The sequence below is a fragment of the Aeromonas sp. R7-4 genome (genome assembly GCF_040908055.1).
Classification (GTDB): domain Bacteria; phylum Pseudomonadota; class Gammaproteobacteria; order Enterobacterales; family Aeromonadaceae; genus Aeromonas; species Aeromonas sanarellii.
The window spans coordinates 56,192-71,655 of the sequence record NZ_JBFODA010000010.1 but is presented as its reverse complement, the minus strand read 5'-3'; the positions used below and the strand labels follow the sequence as shown (position 1 = coordinate 71,655).

The 15,464-nt window shown below is 62.4% G+C and carries 14 protein-coding genes; 7 read left to right on the top strand and 7 right to left on the bottom strand.

The window, feature by feature from the left end:
• The first annotated feature begins 10 nt into the window (after nucleotides 1-10).
• Nucleotides 11-928: a LysR substrate-binding domain-containing protein gene (locus AB5Y72_RS01490; RefSeq protein WP_042079379.1), complete on the top strand. Its 918-nt coding sequence runs from the start codon at nucleotides 11-13 to the stop codon at nucleotides 926-928.
• A 96-nt stretch (nucleotides 929-1,024) separates the two neighbouring features.
• Here the strand turns inward: AB5Y72_RS01490 and znuB are convergent, their stop codons facing one another.
• Both znuB and znuC read right to left on the bottom strand, forming a co-directional pair.
• Nucleotides 1,025-1,804, bottom strand: a complete 780-nt coding sequence (znuB, locus tag AB5Y72_RS01485) for a zinc ABC transporter permease subunit ZnuB (RefSeq protein ID WP_325783632.1) — start codon at nucleotides 1,802-1,804, stop codon at nucleotides 1,025-1,027.
• A gap of 9 nt (nucleotides 1,805-1,813) precedes the next feature.
• A complete protein-coding gene (gene znuC / locus AB5Y72_RS01480) occupies nucleotides 1,814-2,578 on the bottom strand; it encodes a zinc ABC transporter ATP-binding protein ZnuC (protein WP_325783633.1) in 765 nt (254 codons plus the stop codon).
• A gap of 94 nt (nucleotides 2,579-2,672) precedes the next feature.
• On the opposite strand from znuC, the gene znuA reads away from it, so the two are divergent.
• The gene (gene znuA, locus AB5Y72_RS01475; RefSeq protein WP_325783634.1) at nucleotides 2,673-3,596 is read left to right on the top strand and encodes a zinc ABC transporter substrate-binding protein ZnuA; all 924 of its coding nucleotides are present in this window, start codon (nucleotides 2,673-2,675) and stop codon (nucleotides 3,594-3,596) included.
• A gap of 76 nt (nucleotides 3,597-3,672) precedes the next feature.
• Entirely contained in the window at nucleotides 3,673-4,347 is a 675-nt protein-coding gene (locus AB5Y72_RS01470) for a transglutaminase-like cysteine peptidase (RefSeq protein WP_052814386.1), read from the top strand.
• Here the strand turns inward: AB5Y72_RS01470 and AB5Y72_RS01465 are convergent.
• Nucleotides 4,342-5,283 (bottom strand): TAXI family TRAP transporter solute-binding subunit, encoded by a 942-nt coding sequence (locus tag AB5Y72_RS01465; RefSeq protein ID WP_325783635.1) that lies wholly within the window; start codon nucleotides 5,281-5,283, stop codon nucleotides 4,342-4,344. The genes AB5Y72_RS01470 and AB5Y72_RS01465 overlap by 6 nt on opposite strands.
• On the bottom strand, nucleotides 5,280-6,578 hold the full coding sequence (locus tag AB5Y72_RS01460) for a LapD/MoxY N-terminal periplasmic domain-containing protein (RefSeq protein ID WP_325783636.1): 1,299 nt from the start codon (nucleotides 6,576-6,578) through the stop codon (nucleotides 5,280-5,282). The genes AB5Y72_RS01465 and AB5Y72_RS01460 overlap by 4 nt, the downstream gene beginning before the upstream one ends.
• A gap of 270 nt (nucleotides 6,579-6,848) precedes the next feature.
• Between AB5Y72_RS01460 and mepM the strand changes: the two genes are divergently transcribed.
• Entirely contained in the window at nucleotides 6,849-8,186 is a 1,338-nt protein-coding gene (gene mepM, locus AB5Y72_RS01455; RefSeq protein ID WP_325783637.1) for a murein DD-endopeptidase MepM, read from the top strand.
• Nucleotides 8,187-8,245: 59 nt separating this feature from the next.
• Here mepM and AB5Y72_RS01450 read toward each other — a convergent pair whose 3' ends face one another.
• Nucleotides 8,246-9,190 (bottom strand): D-2-hydroxyacid dehydrogenase, encoded by a 945-nt coding sequence (locus AB5Y72_RS01450; protein ID WP_325783638.1) that lies wholly within the window; start codon nucleotides 9,188-9,190, stop codon nucleotides 8,246-8,248.
• Between the two features lie 160 nt (nucleotides 9,191-9,350).
• On the opposite strand from AB5Y72_RS01450, the gene AB5Y72_RS01445 reads away from it, so the two are divergent.
• A complete protein-coding gene (locus tag AB5Y72_RS01445; RefSeq protein ID WP_043757364.1) occupies nucleotides 9,351-9,932 on the top strand; it encodes a YjaG family protein in 582 nt (193 codons plus the stop codon).
• 60 nt (nucleotides 9,933-9,992) lie between these two features.
• On the opposite strand, the gene AB5Y72_RS01440 is transcribed toward AB5Y72_RS01445, so the two are convergent.
• On the bottom strand, nucleotides 9,993-10,472 hold the full coding sequence (locus AB5Y72_RS01440; protein WP_043757386.1) for a MarR family winged helix-turn-helix transcriptional regulator: 480 nt from the start codon (nucleotides 10,470-10,472) through the stop codon (nucleotides 9,993-9,995).
• Between the two features lie 164 nt (nucleotides 10,473-10,636).
• Between AB5Y72_RS01440 and AB5Y72_RS01435 the strand changes: the two genes are divergently transcribed.
• Both AB5Y72_RS01435 and AB5Y72_RS01430 read left to right on the top strand, forming a co-directional pair.
• Entirely contained in the window at nucleotides 10,637-11,164 is a 528-nt protein-coding gene (locus tag AB5Y72_RS01435; RefSeq protein ID WP_043757388.1) for a hypothetical protein, read from the top strand.
• 9 nt (nucleotides 11,165-11,173) lie between these two features.
• Nucleotides 11,174-12,772 (top strand): BCCT family transporter, encoded by a 1,599-nt coding sequence (locus tag AB5Y72_RS01430; RefSeq protein ID WP_325783639.1) that lies wholly within the window; start codon nucleotides 11,174-11,176, stop codon nucleotides 12,770-12,772.
• A gap of 78 nt (nucleotides 12,773-12,850) precedes the next feature.
• Here AB5Y72_RS01430 and mutS read toward each other — a convergent pair whose 3' ends face one another.
• A complete protein-coding gene (gene mutS, locus AB5Y72_RS01425) occupies nucleotides 12,851-15,421 on the bottom strand; it encodes a DNA mismatch repair protein MutS (protein ID WP_325783640.1) in 2,571 nt (856 codons plus the stop codon).
• Nucleotides 15,422-15,464: the final 43 nt, after the last annotated feature.

Here is a 15,464-nt window from a genome sequence, read left to right as displayed (position 1 = left end):
ATTTTGGATAATGAAGCTGCCCCCCCTGCGTGCCGTTCAATACTTCGAAGTGGTTGCCCGTCTGCTGAGCTTTTCCCGCGCGGCCCTGGAGCTCAACGTCAGCCAGAGCGCGGTGAGCCACCAGATCCGCCTGCTGGAGGATTTCCTCGGGGAGCGGCTGCTACTGCGTCAGGGGCGACTGCTCTCCCTGACGCCCCAGGGGGAGACCTATTTCGAGGGGATCTCCGCCGGGCTGGTCCAGATAGCCCAGAGCAGCGAGCAGTTGCGCGGCGGCGGCGAGATGCGGGTACGGCTAGCTGTCTACAGCTCCTTTGCGGTGAAGTGGCTGATCCCCCGCCTGGCCGGGCTGCGCCAGCTCCATCCCGAGCTGGATCTCAGTCTGGAGATGGTGGCGGAAGACCCCGAGCTCTCCGACAGGGTGGCGGACGGCTTCATCACCGTCTCCCCCGAGGGGCCCGGGTACCTGCACGATCTGCTCTATCGGGAGCGGCTGATGCCCGTCTGCAGCCGGCGCCTGTGGCAGCAGGTGGAGGGGGAGTGGCCCGCGACCCTGTGGCAGTTGCCGCTGCTCTCCATCCAGGCGATCTACAAGGAGAAGGGAGAGGACTGGCGGCGCTGGGCCGAGGTGGGGGGCCTGACCATTCCCCCCGAGGCGAGGGTGCACCATTTCAGCCATATCCTGCTGGCGCTGGAGGCGGCGAACTGGGACCAGGGGATGGCGCTCATCAACGACTACATGCTGCAGCCGGAGGACCCTCGCCTGGTGCGGCTGCCGTTGCACGCCCTCGAGACCGGCGACAACTTCTATTTCGTCTGCAAGCGCTCGCGCGCCCATGAACCCGCCATCAGCCGGCTGCGCCAGTGGCTGTGGCAGGAGTCGCAGGCGAGCCTGAGGCCCGGGGAAAACGAGCCCCTCAGGCGCGTCTGAACCGACTTGGTACGAAGAGGCTGGCGGCGCAGACCACGACGGACTGGCCTGGATTGCGGGGGCTGATGGCGCTGGCGAGACCAGCGCCATCGATCTTCACGTTCGCTTGAACTGGCTCAGTACAAACAAGGTGGTGGCGCAAACCACCACAGATGGACCCGCCGGGGTGTCCTGATACCAGGAGAGGGTCAGCCCGCCGAGTACGGCGAGGCAGCCGATGAGGGCCGCAAAACCGGCCATCTGCTCCGGGGTCTGGCTGAAGCGGCGGGCGGTGGCGGCGGGGATGATCAGCAGGGAGGTGATGATCAGCGCGCCGACGAACTTCATCGCCACGGCGATCACCACTCCGATCAGCAGCATCAGCACGCAGCGCAGAACATCGACCCGCACTCCCTCTACCCGCGCCAGCTCTTCCGAGATGGTCATGGAGAGCAGCGGGTCCCAGAGCCGCCACAGGGTGAGCAGCACCAGGGCACCGCCGCCGTAGATCCAGAGCAGGTCCATGGGTTGTACCGAGAGCAGGTCGCCGAACAGGTAGGCCATCAGATCCACCCGCACATTGTCCATGAAGCTCAGGGTGACCAGGCCGAGCGACAGGGCGCTGTGGGCCAGGATGCCTAGCAGGGTGTCGGTGGCCACCTGCTGGTTGCGGCTCATGATCACCAACAGCATGGCTATGGCGAGACAGCAGACCACCACCGCCAGGGTGAGATCGACCTGCAGCAGGATGCCGAGCGCTATGCCGAACAGGCAGGCGTGGGAGAGGGTGTCGCCAAAATAGGCCATCTTGCGCCACACCACGAAGCTGCCGAGAGGGCCGGCCAGCAGGGCGATACCGAGGCCGGCCGCGAGGGCGTATAACAGAAAGCTGTCCACTGGAATGTCCTATTGCTTGCGGGAAGGCAGGCGGATGACGGGGGCCTGCGGTTCATGATGATGGTGTTCGCCATCGCAGTGGTGATGGTGGGTATAGACCGCCAGCACCTCCTGCTCCGGCCGCCCGAACAGGCGGGCAAATTCCGGGTGGCGTGCCACGCTCTCCGGCTCGCCATGACAGCAGACGTGGCGATTGAGGCAGATCACCTCGTGGGTGCTGGCCATCACCAGGTGCAGGTCGTGGGAGACCATGAGCACGGCGCAGTGGAATTCGGCGGCGAGCTGGCCGATGAGGGCGTAGAGCTCGATCTGCCCCGTGATGTCTACTCCCTGGACAGGTTCGTCCAGCACCAGCAGCTCGGGCTTGACCAGCAAGGCGCGGGCCAGCAGCACCCGCTGCATCTCGCCGCCGGAGAGCTTCTGCATCCGGTTGTCCAGCAGATCCTGGGCGCCGACCCGGCTGAGGGCCTCCTCGATGGAGAGGCGGCCGTTCTTGCCGAGCTGCAGGAAGCGGCGCACCGTCAGCGGCAGCGTGGGGTCCAGGTAGAGGCGCTGCGGCACATAGCCGACCCGCAAATCGCGGCGGCGAATGATTTCGCCCGAGTCCGGATTGAGCAAGCCCAGCACCAGCTTGCTCAGGGTGCTCTTTCCCGCTCCGTTGGGGCCGACCAGGGTGGTGATTTTGCCTTTGTTCAGGGTAAAGGAGACCTTGTCGAGCACGAGTCGTCCGTCAAATGAGAGACAGACCTCTTTCAGCTCCACCAGTTGGGTCATGACAGCTCCGGGGTTTACAGCCAGTGAGAGTTATAATATAACAGCGACGTTGGTTTGTTATATTATCACACACACACTCCCTGACGAGACCTCTATGCGAATTCTTGCCCTGATCACTGCCTTGCTGGCGGTGAGTCTGCCTGTCCGTGCCCTCGAGGTGCTGACCACCATCAAATCCCTTGGCTTCATCGCGGCGGCCATCACGGAGGGAGTGAGCGAACCCAAGGTATTGCTGCCGACGGGGGCTTCCCCCCACGACTATTCCCTGCGCCCCTCCGATATGCGCAGCATCAACGAGGCCGATCTGGTTGTCTGGGTAGGCCCCGAGCTGGAAAGCTTCATGGCAAAGCCGCTTGCAAAGCATCCCCATGCACTGACCCTGACTCTGGTGCCGGGCATGCCCTTGTTCAACTACGAAACCCAGGCGAGCCACGACGACCACGATCATGAACACGAGGCCCACGAGCACGGTGATCAGGATGATGGTCATGAAGGGCACCATCACGAAGGTGTGGATCCCCATCTCTGGCTGGGCCCGGCCCAGGCCAAGGCGATCGCCACCGCGATCGCGACCGAGCTTGGCAAGCAGGATCCGGCCAACCAGGCGCGTTATGCCGCCAACCTTGCTGCTTTCAAGGGCAAGGTCGATGCCCGGGACAAGGTGATCGCCGAGCAGATGAAGGCGGTGAACGAGAAGGGCTACTTCGTGTTCCACGAGGCTTATGGCTACTGGGAGCGTCACTACGGCATGAGTTCCAGGGGACACTTCACCGTGAGTCCTGAGCGTCGTCCCGGCGCCAAGACCCTGGTGGAGATCCGCAAGGCGCTGGAAGAGAAGCAGGCGAGCTGCATCTATGCCGAGCCGCAATTCTCGCCAGCGGTGATCGAGTCGGTTGCCCGCAACACCGGGGCCAGGGTGCTGCTGCTGGATGAGGTCGGCGAGCAGGTGCCGCTCGGCCCGGATGCCTATCTGCAATTCATGCAGCAACTGGCCGAGGCCTTTGCCCAGTGCCGTTGAGCCCTTCCCGGCTTTTCCGATGGGGCTGGCAGCGCCAACTATACTGACCTCCAGCATCTGATATGGAGTGTCTGCCATGAAATGGTTGTTCGCCCCCATCTGCATGCTGGCCCTATCCGGGGTCGGCGTGCAGGCGTCCCGCCTCTCTGAACACATCGCCAGCCCCGATCTGAGGGCAAAAATGCAGGCTGTCTACGGTGCCAGGGCGATCCAGCGCGCCGAGGCCTTTTCCCGCCTGCTCACCCCGAGGGCCGGCACGACGGATCAGCAGAAGCTGGAGCTGGTCAACAACTACTTCAACAATCTGACTTACAGCGAGGATCCCAGACTCTGGGGTGACGAGGATTACTGGGCCAATCCCCTGGAATTCATCGGGGCCCGGGGTGGGGATTGCGAGGATTACAGCATCTCCAAGTACTACACCCTGATGGAGCTCGGCGTCGACGAGAAGAAACTGCGGCTGGCCTATGTGAAGGCGATCCGCTACAACCAGTTTCACATGGTGACGCTCTATTTCCCGAGCACCAAGTCAGATCCCCTGGTGCTCGACAACATCAATGGCCGCATCCTGCCGGGCAGCCAGCGCAATGATCTGCAACCCGTTTACAGTTTCGATGCCAAGAGCATCTGGGTCATGAAGTCGCGTCGCGAGGGAACCCTGGCGGGGAGCGCCGATCGCCTGACCCAGTGGACCTCGATGCAGAGCCGGTTCTCCAGCGAGCACCTGCGCGCCCCCCGCCGCCAGCTATAGCTTGCCCGCGCTTTTCAATTCTTCGAAGTATCTTGCCGCCCCCGGGTGCTGCGGGACGCTCAGCACCGGGCCCGTCTTGTTGCGTGCCTTGTGGAACAGGTTGGCATAGCCATAGGTCTGTTCGTTGAAACCGGTCTGCTGGCTCAGCATCGCTTTGGTCAGACGATAGACGTCTTCGTCTGGTGTAGCGGCATTGGTCACCAGAGTGGCGGCAATGGCGAAGGTCGGTGTCGCCTTGAGGTTGCCGGGATAGATGCGAGCGGGTACCTGGCTGCGCTGATAATACTTGACCCCCTTGAGCAGTCGCTCCCGCGTCTCCCCCTCGATCGGCAGGAAGCGGATGGCGCAGCGCTTCGCCGTGGCCAGCACGATCCGGCTGGGATGGCCCATCACCAGGCCATAGGCATCGATCTGCTTGCTGCACAGCGCCTCGGAGAGATTGGCCACGCTCTTCAGGTCGAGGTCCTGCTCTCTGGTGCCCAGTGCGTGGAACAGGGCCAATGCCGTCTGGCGGGTGCCCGAGTGTTTCAGCCCCATGTCGATGGGGGCCAGCTTGAGTTGCGCCAGGGTGGTGATGTCGCCATCGGCTCGCACCACTATGGTGAAAGGTTCCGCATGGGTGGCGAAGAGGGTTCTCAGCTCGGGTTGGGGTTGCTTGGCGAACGGCTCGATCCCCTGGCTGGCCTGATAGAGCCAGTCGGACTGGACGAGGGCATAAGGGGTCTCCCCTGCCTGCAGTATGCGCAGATTCTCGATGGAACCTAAACTGGCTTGCGGCTTGCATGACAACGTGGGGTCACTCTTGTTGGCCAGCCGGCAGAACTCCTTGATGACCTGGTAATAGATGCCCTGCTCACCGCCCGTGCTGATGGCCAGGGAGGCGGCGTGTGGAGCGGGTTGCCACAACAGGGCAAGCAACAACAGCGGGGTTCTCATGATGCCTCCTGAGTGGCGTAGCCATCGATGCCCCAGTTGCGCAGGGTGTCTACGTCGCTCACCTCGCTGGCTTCGGCCAGCAGGGTGTAGCCGGAAGCATGGAGGCACTGGGAAAGCAGATTCCAATAGAGGGGAGCCTGGGTCAGCTGGCAGCTGATGAAGACAGGCCTGATGGGATCGAGCCTGGCCAGGTTGTCGTTGTTCATCGGGACATTGCTGAACGCCATCTCGATCCCCTGGGTCTGAAGCGCCGTCAGCCGCTCTTCGGCGAGGGGGGGCAGGCTGGCCAGATCCCAGCGCCAGTCCAGGGTCTTGCCTCCGGCATTGGCCAGAGAGGGGGCGAACTGTGCCCAGTCGGGATGGTTCAGCAGGCTGAGGGGCAGCTGAAGCCCTTCCGCTTTCTCGACAAAAAAGTCGTTGAACAGGGCCCTGATCTCATCGGGCGAACTGTCCGTGGTGGGGGGGTGCTTGGGCAAGAGCCGGCTGTAGAGTCTGATGTTGCCCTGAGTGGAGACGAAATGCTGCAGGTACATGTCACCTGCAGTATCGGTCAATCCCGTCAGCTTCTGGTGAGCCAGGGGGACGTCGAGCTTGCCGAGCTGGGTGATTTTGAGCCGTTGCTGCAGCAGATCCCGCTTGCGTTCGGACACCAGTTGATTGATGGAGGTGGCGACCTCCTGCAACTCGCGAAGCCAGGGGAGAGGCAGGTTGCCGCTGAACTGACGTTTGCGGATCTGGGTCAGTTGCTGGCTGATCTGTTCAAGCGGACGCAGCAGGCGACGGCATACCCAGGTGATGACCAGAGTAAAGACCAGCAAGCCGGCGAGCAGGGCAAGCCCGGTACGGCTGATGGCGTTCCACAGGTGCTGGTAGGCATACCCCTCGTGCCCTTCCAGCGTGAGAGTCCCAAGGATGCGCCAGCCATCGGTCAACTCCTGCTCAATCTTGACCGGGGGCATGTCGATAACCGAGGGAAGCCAGGTGGGGACGTTTTGTTGTGCGGTGTGGAAGACCTTCTGGAACAGCAGTTGACCGTCCGGATCCAGCAAGACCACCGAGCTGACGAAGCCGCCGTCGAACATGGCATTGACGATGGTTTCCGCGAGAACCTTGTCATCATTGAGCAGGGTGCCCTGGAGTACCAGACCCAGGGCAGTGATTGCGGTCTCAAGATTGGCCGACATCTGGTCGAGAATGGATTGTCGTACCGTGGTGATCTCCAGCATGAGCAGCAGGACGGCACCGATGGCGAACAGGATCAGGATGATCACATTTAACAATTTTGCCAATGACATACCCACTCCATGGTGATGTTTTTGCAACATTTGCGGATCCGGAGCGCCAAACAACCGGACTAGGTTCTTAAAAATAGAAAAAAATGGCTAAAAACGACGATCATTTCTGCCCATGCTGGAAGGTTATGCATAAAATGTGAGTTTCGTGCATATAGCTATGAACTTTTTGTAAGTATTTAGGTCTAAAAGCCAGATATTCGGTTTTCATAATAAAAAATCATAAAAACAGACCCACAAACACCACCCTTAGATCTAATAACAGGATAGCGGATGAAACGTCTCCGTCCCTTGGTAGCACAGGCTGCCAATTGGGAACCCCCGGTTCCCCGCAAACACTTTTACGCCATGCTATTGCTCACGGCCATGACGCTGTCAGCGGTAGCCGTATTGCCAGCCCCGGGTGACATCCTGGAGCGGCCACTGCGTCTGGAGTTGCCGATCGCCACCACGGGCACCGCAACCAACGAAGACAATACCGACTTCAACGACATCCCGGATCACGAGCTGGTGGAGGCCGCAGCTCCGGAGGACGACATTCCGGCCGATCCCACGCCCCAATGGCAGGACTACCGGGTACGCAACGGCGAAAACCTGACCACCATCTTCAACACCCTGGGCCTGTCCACCACCACCCTCTACAAGGTGCTGGATGCGGACACCAAGAACCATCTGGCCCGCCTCAAGCCCGGCCAGACCATAGAGCTGCTGATCGATCAGGACAACATACTGCAGCAACTGAAGATCCGTCTGAACATCAAGCAGACCCTGGTACTGGAGCGCACCGATGACACCTACAGTGCCAACATGCTCAACGAAGAGGTGGAGTGGCAGAAGAAGAGTTATGAAGGCGTCATCAACGGCAGCTTCTACGTTAGTGCCCGCAACGCAGGGATCCCGGCGAATCACATCCAGAAGATCGCCAACCTGTTCCAGTGGCGCATGAACTTTGCCAAGGATTTGAAAAAGGGCGACAAGTTCAAGGTGCTGGTGAGACAGGAGACGGTCGAGGGCAAGAGCACGGGCAACACCCAGTTGCTGGGGGTCGAAGTGCTCAGCCAGGGCAAGGCGGTGTCCGCCTGGTTGTCCGAGGATGGCAACTATTATGACGGTCAGGCGAACAGCCTGGAGCGCGGTTTCCGTCGTTACCCGACCCACAGCCGCTATCGCGTCAGCTCCAACTTTAACCCGGCACGACGCCACCCCATCACGGGTCAGGTGCGCCCTCATGAGGGGACCGACTTTGCCCTGCCGGTCGGGACGGCCGTCATGGCGACCGGGGACGGTGTCGTGCTCAAGGCCACCCGCCACCCGCTGGCCGGTACCTATGTGGTCATCAAGCATGGCCGTACCCTGACGACCCGTTACCTGCACCTGAGCAAGCTGCTGGTGAAACCGGGTCAGAGGGTGAAGATGGGGGACAAGATCGCGCTCTCCGGCAACACGGGCCGCTCCACCGGTGCCCACCTGCACTACGAGGTGCGGATCAACAACCGTCCGGTGGATGCCATGAAGGTCAAGCTGCCGATGGCGGAACCCCTCTCCGGCAAGGAGAAGCGCCAGTTCCTCGCTAAGGTGAAAAGCTACCGCAAGGAGATGGAGGCGGGTTGATCCTCCTCCCTCGCGCAAACGAAGGCCCCGCCAACTGGCGGGGCCTTTTCGTTGGGCGGCTAGTAGCCCTTGTCGAAGTCAATCCGGCCGTCGAGTTGCTGGCCGTCGATGAAGCGGATGTAGTTGCGGATGAAGATCTGGGCCACATCTTCGGGGAAGCTGTAGGCGCTGTTGTGGGGGGTGATGATGAGGTTGGGCTGGTGCCAGAGCGGGCTGTCGGCGGGCAGGGGTTCCTGCTCGAACACATCCAGCACCGCCGTGCCGAGCTGGCCGCCGCGCAGGGCTGCCAGCAGATCTCCCTCGTGGACCGCGCTGCCCCGGCCGACGTTGAAGAAGGTGGCGCCCGGTTTGCAGTGGTTGAAGCGATCGGCGGTGAACAGGTGGCGGGTCTCACGGGTCGACGGCAGCACGCTGACGATGACGTCGGCCTGGGCCAGCATCTTGTTCAGCGCGGGCAGCTGATATACCTGATCGAACCCGGCGCACTCATGGCCGCTGTGGCTGATGCCGAGCACCCTCATGCCGAAGTGTTTGCCGGTGTGAGCGATGTGCTGGCCTATGCTGCCGGTGCCGAGCAGCAGCAGGGTCTTGCCTCTCAGCCCCTGATAGGGGTGGCTTTGCCACAGCTTCTGCTGTTGCTGATCACGATAGAGCGGCAGCTGGCGGGTAAGACTGAGCAGGTGGCCGAACACGTATTCACTCATCAGCGGGCCGAAGATGCCGCGGACATTGGTGAGCAGGTAGTCACGGCGACAGCTCGCATCCAGCAGCACGTCGACCCCGGCATAGGTGGACTGGAGCCAGCTCAGCCGGCCGGCCTTGGCCAGCAGGGGTTTGGCCCGTGCCGGCTCGGCCATTAGGATATGGGCATCGCCGATCAGTTTCTCGGCCTCGCCCTGGTTGTCGGCCCGAAGGATGCGCAGATGGGGTAGATTGGCCGCCTTGAGCAGACGCTCGTAGTGGTGGTTGTCCTGGCTGAGCAGAAGCAGGGTACGTTGGCTCATACTCTTGTTCCTTATCATGTTTATGGCAGGGCGATGAGGGTGCTGTTTCCATCTTACCCCAGTTGATCGGGCAAGAAAGTCGAGCAGGGCGCTTTTTCATTTTCGCCGCGCCCCTCGTGGGCTACAATCTGCCCCACATTTTGCAAAGGATCCGACTCCAGTGTTTGGTGACAAGTTTTATAAGCGACTGGCCGAGCTGCAACCCTGGCAGCAGACGGTCTACACCCTGGCGCTGGCAGAGCGCATGTACCCCAACTATGTGCTGTTTACCCAGGCGACCGGCTTCGGGGATGCAAAGGCGTTTCGCCACGCCCTGGATCAGATGTGGAACTACCTGACCGTCAAGGGATCCCGCGTCAATCTGGGGGCCATCCTGGAGGCATTCGAGGTCTATATTCCCGAGCCCAGCAAGTTTGAATCCTATGGTGCCTATCCGGCGCTGGATGCCTGCGTGGCGCTGGGTTGTGCCTACAACTCGGTGATCTGCCGGGTGGGTGAGGAGGCGAACGACGCCAGCCATGCCTCGGTGGGGACGGTGGCGGGGTTCATCGACATGCTGGAAGGGCGCGAGCTGACCGACGAGGAGCTCTACGAGCACGAGCACATGGAAGCCGAGCTGGAGTTCCAGGTTGAGCTGCTCAAGCGGGTGGCTCACGAGCGCGACAGCGATCGCATCCTGGCCATCCGCAAATTTGCGGCTCAGGACGGTGTCTCCAACATCGGCATCAGTCTGGAAGAGTGAGTCTTTTCTTCAGGCCCTCATAAAAAGCTCCCGTCAGGGAGCTTTTTTTATGGCTGGCGTTCAGGCCCGCTCTTCGGTCAGGGGGCGGACGCTCAGCACCGGGGCCGCGTCGATGCCGTCGGCATTCATCATGGCCGAGATGCGCTGCAGGGAGGAGAGCAGCAGACCCTGCTCCCAGTTTTCCAGGGCCTGGAAGCGCTGGATGAAGCTCTCCTGCAGCGGAGTGGGGGCCTGGGCGAGCAGGGCGCGCCCTGCGTCAGTCAGGGTCGCATGGACCTTGCGCTTGTCGGTATCGCTGCGGATGCGCTGCACCAGCTGACGGCTCTCGAGCCGGTCCATGATGGTGGTCGCGGTGGCCTGACTCATGTTGGTGTGATCCGCCAGTTGGCGCATGGAGATCTGGCCCAGCTCGTCGATCCCCTTGAGCAGCAGGAGCTGGGGCGACGTCAGTCCGGCCTCCTTGATCAGGCGTTTGGAGTGCATGTCGATGGCACGGATGATCTGGCGCAGTGCGATCAGCACTTCATCATGTTTTTCCATGGGAGTCCGGGTCATTGCAGGGCTGTGGAGAGGCGCAAAATTCTCCACCTAATTCACCATCGGGTCAATATGGTTTTTGGTGTAATCATTTCTACTCTAAACAATCTTGTGTTAAGTTATTGAACCATTTCCCCATGAAAACCCGATATTTAAGGAGTGACATCATGCATGACGACCTGGATATCAAGTCCCTGGTTGCCGACCTGCGCGTGGTCAGAGTTCGTTATGAACTGCCGGATACTGCGGCTTTCGTACGTTATCAGCCCGCCTATGACGAGGACCCCAACAACCTCAAGGTGCATCACTATGATGGCGAGTTGCCCCTCTCCTGCAGCAATACAGGTTCTTTCAGCCTAAAGGAGTTGGTCAATGAACTGCGCTATGCCTATGTGCTGGTGCACCTCTTCCCCGACGAGAGCGCCATGAACTTCTACCTGGCGGGTCTGGACAACGGCCTGGCCCAGCTCGAGTTCATCGGCGGCTCTTACGATTTCAACCGCCTCTGGATCACCAGCGGTGTCTCCAGCCTGGGGGTCCCCATGGCCATCTTCCTCGGCAAGCGCCACGCGGTGAACGGTCAGCCGTCCGTCAGCCTGGTGGATCACCGTGAGCAGGTCGCCGGTCGACTGGTCTATCGCGCCATCGGCGGTGCGGGTGATCACGTGGGCGAAGACTTCTTCAACAACGACTAAGGAGGGTTGATGAGAGCAACCAAAGGGCTATTGAAAGGCCTCAATCCCACCATGGCCATGACGGCCCTGACCGTCGTGACCCTGTTCCTGCTGTTTGGTGTATTTGATCCCGACACCGCGGGCACCTGGTTCACTGGCGCCAAGGACACCATCATTGCAGGCTTCAAGTGGTACTACATCCTGGTGGTCGCCCTGTTCCTGTTCTTCGCCGTCTATCTGATGTTCAGCCGCTTTGGCAGCATCCGGCTGGGCGACGACGACCAGGTACCGGAGTTCGGCTACTTCGCCTGGTTCTCCATGCTTTTCAGCGCCGGCATGGGGATCGGCCTGGTGTTCTGGAGCATCGCCGAACCCATGTACCACCTGCAGGGCAATCCCTTCGTCACCGAAGGCATGACCCCGGAGGCGGCGCAGATCGCCATGCGTCTCACCTTCTTCCACTGGGGCCTGCACCCCTGGGCCATCTACGTGATCGTCGGCCTGTCGCTGGCCTTCTTCAGCTACCGGCGCAAGCTGCCGCTGGCCATTCGCTCTGTGCTCTACCCCATCCTCGGCGATCGCATCTACGGCTTCTGGGGCCACGCCGCCGACGTGCTGGCGGTGTTCGGCACCGTGTTCGGGGTGGCGACCTCCCTCGGCCTCGGGGTCTCCCAGATGAACACGGGTCTCAACCAGATGTTCGGCATGGCGGTCTCGCAGGCGAACCAGTTGTGGCTCATCGGGGGCATCAGCCTGATCGCGACCCTGTCGGCCATCTCCGGTGTCGGGCGCGGGGTGAAGATCCTCTCCGAGCTCAACATCTGGCTCAGCGTCTTCGTCCTGGCCCTGTTCCTGGCGCTGGGCCCGACCACCTATATCCTCAATGCCTATGTGCAGAACATCGGTGACTACCTGCAGAACATCGTCCGCCTGAGCTTCTGGACCAACACAGAGGCGAACGGCACCTCGGCCTGGCAATCGAGCTGGACCGCCTTCTACTGGGGCTGGTGGATAGCCTGGGCTCCCTTCGTCGGCATGTTCATCGCCCGCATCTCCAAGGGACGCACCATCCGCGAGTTCGTGCTCGGCGTGCTGCTGGTGCCCTCCCTGCTCGGCATGCTCTGGCTCACCGTCTTCGGCGGGACCGCCATGCACCTCGAGTTGTTCGGCTCGGGCGGCGTGGTAGAAGCGGTCAACCAGGACGTCACCCTGGCGCTCTACAAGACGGTGGAGCTGCTGCATTGGGAGACCTTCGGCTGGATTGCCAAGGGGGTGCTGACCCTGCTCATCTGCACCTACTTCATCACCTCCAGCGACTCGGGCACGCTGGTGATTACGACGCTGCTCTCCATCGGCGATCAGGATCCTCCCGTGCTGCACCGCGCCATCTGGGGGCTGGGCCAGGGGCTGGTGGCGGCCATCCTGCTGGTCTCCGGCGGCCTGGCCGCCCTGCAGGCCGCCAGCATCATAGCCGCGTTGCCCTTCTCGGTGATCATGCTGGCCATGTGCTACTCCCTGATGCTGGGTCTCAAGCAGGAGAGCCGGCGCCAGTTCGAGTACCGGCAGAACCTCAAGCGCCACGACGGTTCAACCCACATGAGCCTGCTGGAACGCATCGGGCCGGCCTGACGGGTCACGCGCGCCATGTGCAACGAAAAGGGGAACCTCGCGGTTCCCCTTTTTGCATGTCTGAGCGACGGTCGGTGCTTACAGCATCTGCTTCAGGCGATAGAGCAGGTCGAGCGCCTGACGTGGGCTGAGCTCGTCCGGGCGCACCGCTTCCAGCTCATCGACTACCGGATGGCTCTGGGGCGCCATGGCCACCGGGGCCGGGCGAGATTCGCCGGCGGGGGCCGGGGTGGCGCTTTCCAGCTCCGCCAGCTTGTGGCGGGCCTGCTGGATCACCGATTTCGGCACCCCCGCCAGCGCCGCCACCTGCAGGCCATAGGAGCGGCTGGCCGCCCCCTCCTGCACCGCGTGCATAAAAGCGATGGTGTCGCCGTGCTCCACCGCATCGAGGTGGACGTTGGCCAGCCCGCTCATCAGCTCCGGCAGCCGGGTCAGTTCGAAATAGTGGGTGGCAAACAGGGTATAGGCGCCAATCTTGCTCGCCAGCTGCTCGGCGCAGGCCCAGGCCAGCGAGAGGCCGTCGTAGGTGCTGGTGCCGCGGCCGATCTCGTCCATCAGCACCAGGCTGCGGGCGGTGGCGTTGTTGAGTATGTTGGCGGTCTCGGTCATCTCCACCATGAAGGTGGAACGGCCCGATGCCAGGTCATCCGACGCCCCGATGCGGGTGAAGATGCGGTCGATGGGGCCGATGCGGGCGCTGTCGGCGGGCACGAAGGCGCCGATATGGGCCAGCAGCACGATGAGCGCGGTCTGGCGCATATAGGTGGATTTACCGCCCATGTTGGGGCCCGTGATGATCAGCATCCGCCGATCCCGCTCCAGCCGGATGGGGTTGGCGATGAAGGGGTCCGTCATCACCTGCTCCACCACCGGATGGCGCCCCGCCTCGATCAGGATCTGATCCTCGTCGACCAGCTGCGGGCAGCGGTAGTCCAGGGTCTCGGCCCGCTCCGCCAGGTTCGCCAGCACGTCCAGCTCCGCCAGGGCGGCGGCAGACTCCTGCAGCTCGCCAAGGTGGGGCAGCAGGGCATCGAGCAGCTCCTCGTAGAGGCGCTTCTCCAGCGCCAGCGCCTGGGCCTGGGCGGTGAGCACCTTGTCCTCGTATTTCTTCAGTTCATCGATGATGTAGCGTTCGTTGTTCTTGAGGGTCTGGCGGCGGATGTAGTGGGCTGGCACCAGGTGGCTGTTGGCGCGGCTCACCTCGATGTAGAAACCGTGCACCTTGTTGTAGCCCACCTTGAGGGTGTTGATGCCGGTCAGCAGCCGCTCGCGCTCCTCGATGCGGGCCAGGCTGGCGGTGGCGCCGTTGGCCAGATCCCGCAGCTCGTCCAGCTCGGCGTTGAACCCTTCACGAATGACGCCGCCATCGCGGATCAGCACCGGCGGCACCTCCATCACGGCGCGTTCCAGCAGGTCATGCAGCTCGGGGAAGGTGCTGGCCCGCTCGCGCAGTTGCTGCACCGCCTCGTGCTCGCTGCCCGCCAGCAGGCGCTGCAGCTCCGGCAACTGGGCGAAGGCCTGACGCAGACGAGTCAGATCGCGCGGGCGGGCCGAGCGCAGGGCCAGGCGCGCCAGCACCCGCTCCACGTCGCCGACCTGGCGCAGCAATCCGCCCAGCTCGTCGTAGAGGTTCTGCTCGATAAGCTCCTTGATGGTGCTCTGACGGCCTTTGAGGATCACTCGATCGCGGATCGGCTGGTGGATCCAGCGCTTGAGCAGGCGGCTGCCCATGGGGGTGGCGGTGCGGTCCAGCACCTCGGCCAGGGTATTTTCATAGCCCCCCGCCAGGTTCTGGGTCAGCTCCAGATTGCGGCGGGTGGCGGCATCCATGATGACCGCATGATCGGGCTGCTCGAGGCGCACGCCGCGGATGTGGGGCAGGGCGGTGCGCTGGGTGTCTTTCACGTACTGCATCAGGCAGCCGGCGGCGCACAGGGCGGTCTCGCTCTGTTCGACCCCAAAGCCCACCAGATCCTGGGTGCCGAACTGCTGGCACAATAGCTTGCGGGCGGTGCCCAGCTCAAACTCCCACTCCGGGCGGCGGCGCAGACCGCGGCGACCCTCGACGTGGTGCAGGAAGGCGAAGGATTCGGGGTAGAGGAGCTCGGCCGGATTGGTGCGTTGCAGCTCGGCCAGCAGGGTCTCTTCCTTCTCGAACTGGTTGATGAAGAAGCGGCCGGAGCCGATATCCAGGGTGCCGTAACCGAAGCGGCGGCCATCGTGGTAGACGGCGGCGATCAGGTTGTCCTGCCGCTCGCTGAGCAGCGCCTCGTCGGAGACGGTGCCCGGGGTGATGATGCGAATGACCTTGCGCTCCACCGGCCCCTTGCTGGTGGCGGGATCCCCCACCTGTTCGCAGATGGCGGCAGATTCACCGAGCTGCACCAGCTTGGCCAGATAACCCTCGATGGCGTGATAGGGCACCCCGGCCATGGGGATGGGGCTGCCGGCCGACTGGCCGCGCTTGGTCAGGGAGATGTCGAGCAGCTGGGAGGCCTTGCGGGCATCGTCATAAAACAGCTCGTAGAAGTCGCCCATCCGGTAGAACAGCAGGATCTCCGGATTCTCGGCCTTGAGGGTCAGGTACTGCTGCATCATGGGGGTGTGGGCGCTGAGGGCTGCGCCTGGCGCCTGGTATTGTGCTGTCATGTGCTATTCCAGAAGGTGTTCTTGCGGGCAAGCCTGTGCCGCA

Coding starts and splice junctions, on each gene's coding strand:
- AB5Y72_RS01465 (WP_325783635.1), bottom strand. CDS start 5,283: ATGAGAACCCCGCTGTTGTTGCTTGCCCTGTTGTGGCAACCCGCTCCA.
- AB5Y72_RS01435 (WP_043757388.1), top strand. CDS start 10,637: ATGCATGACGACCTGGATATCAAGTCCCTGGTTGCCGACCTGCGCGTG.
- znuC (WP_325783633.1), bottom strand. CDS start 2,578: ATGACCCAACTGGTGGAGCTGAAAGAGGTCTGTCTCTCATTTGACGGA.
- AB5Y72_RS01460 (WP_325783636.1), bottom strand. CDS start 6,578: ATGTCATTGGCAAAATTGTTAAATGTGATCATCCTGATCCTGTTCGCC.
- mepM (WP_325783637.1), top strand. CDS start 6,849: ATGAAACGTCTCCGTCCCTTGGTAGCACAGGCTGCCAATTGGGAACCC.
- mutS (WP_325783640.1), bottom strand. CDS start 15,421: ATGACAGCACAATACCAGGCGCCAGGCGCAGCCCTCAGCGCCCACACC.
- AB5Y72_RS01440 (WP_043757386.1), bottom strand. CDS start 10,472: ATGGAAAAACATGATGAAGTGCTGATCGCACTGCGCCAGATCATCCGT.
- AB5Y72_RS01470 (WP_052814386.1), top strand. CDS start 3,673: ATGAAATGGTTGTTCGCCCCCATCTGCATGCTGGCCCTATCCGGGGTC.
- AB5Y72_RS01450 (WP_325783638.1), bottom strand. CDS start 9,190: ATGAGCCAACGTACCCTGCTTCTGCTCAGCCAGGACAACCACCACTAC.
- AB5Y72_RS01490 (WP_042079379.1), top strand. CDS start 11: ATGAAGCTGCCCCCCCTGCGTGCCGTTCAATACTTCGAAGTGGTTGCC.
- znuA (WP_325783634.1), top strand. CDS start 2,673: ATGCGAATTCTTGCCCTGATCACTGCCTTGCTGGCGGTGAGTCTGCCT.
- AB5Y72_RS01430 (WP_325783639.1), top strand. CDS start 11,174: ATGAGAGCAACCAAAGGGCTATTGAAAGGCCTCAATCCCACCATGGCC.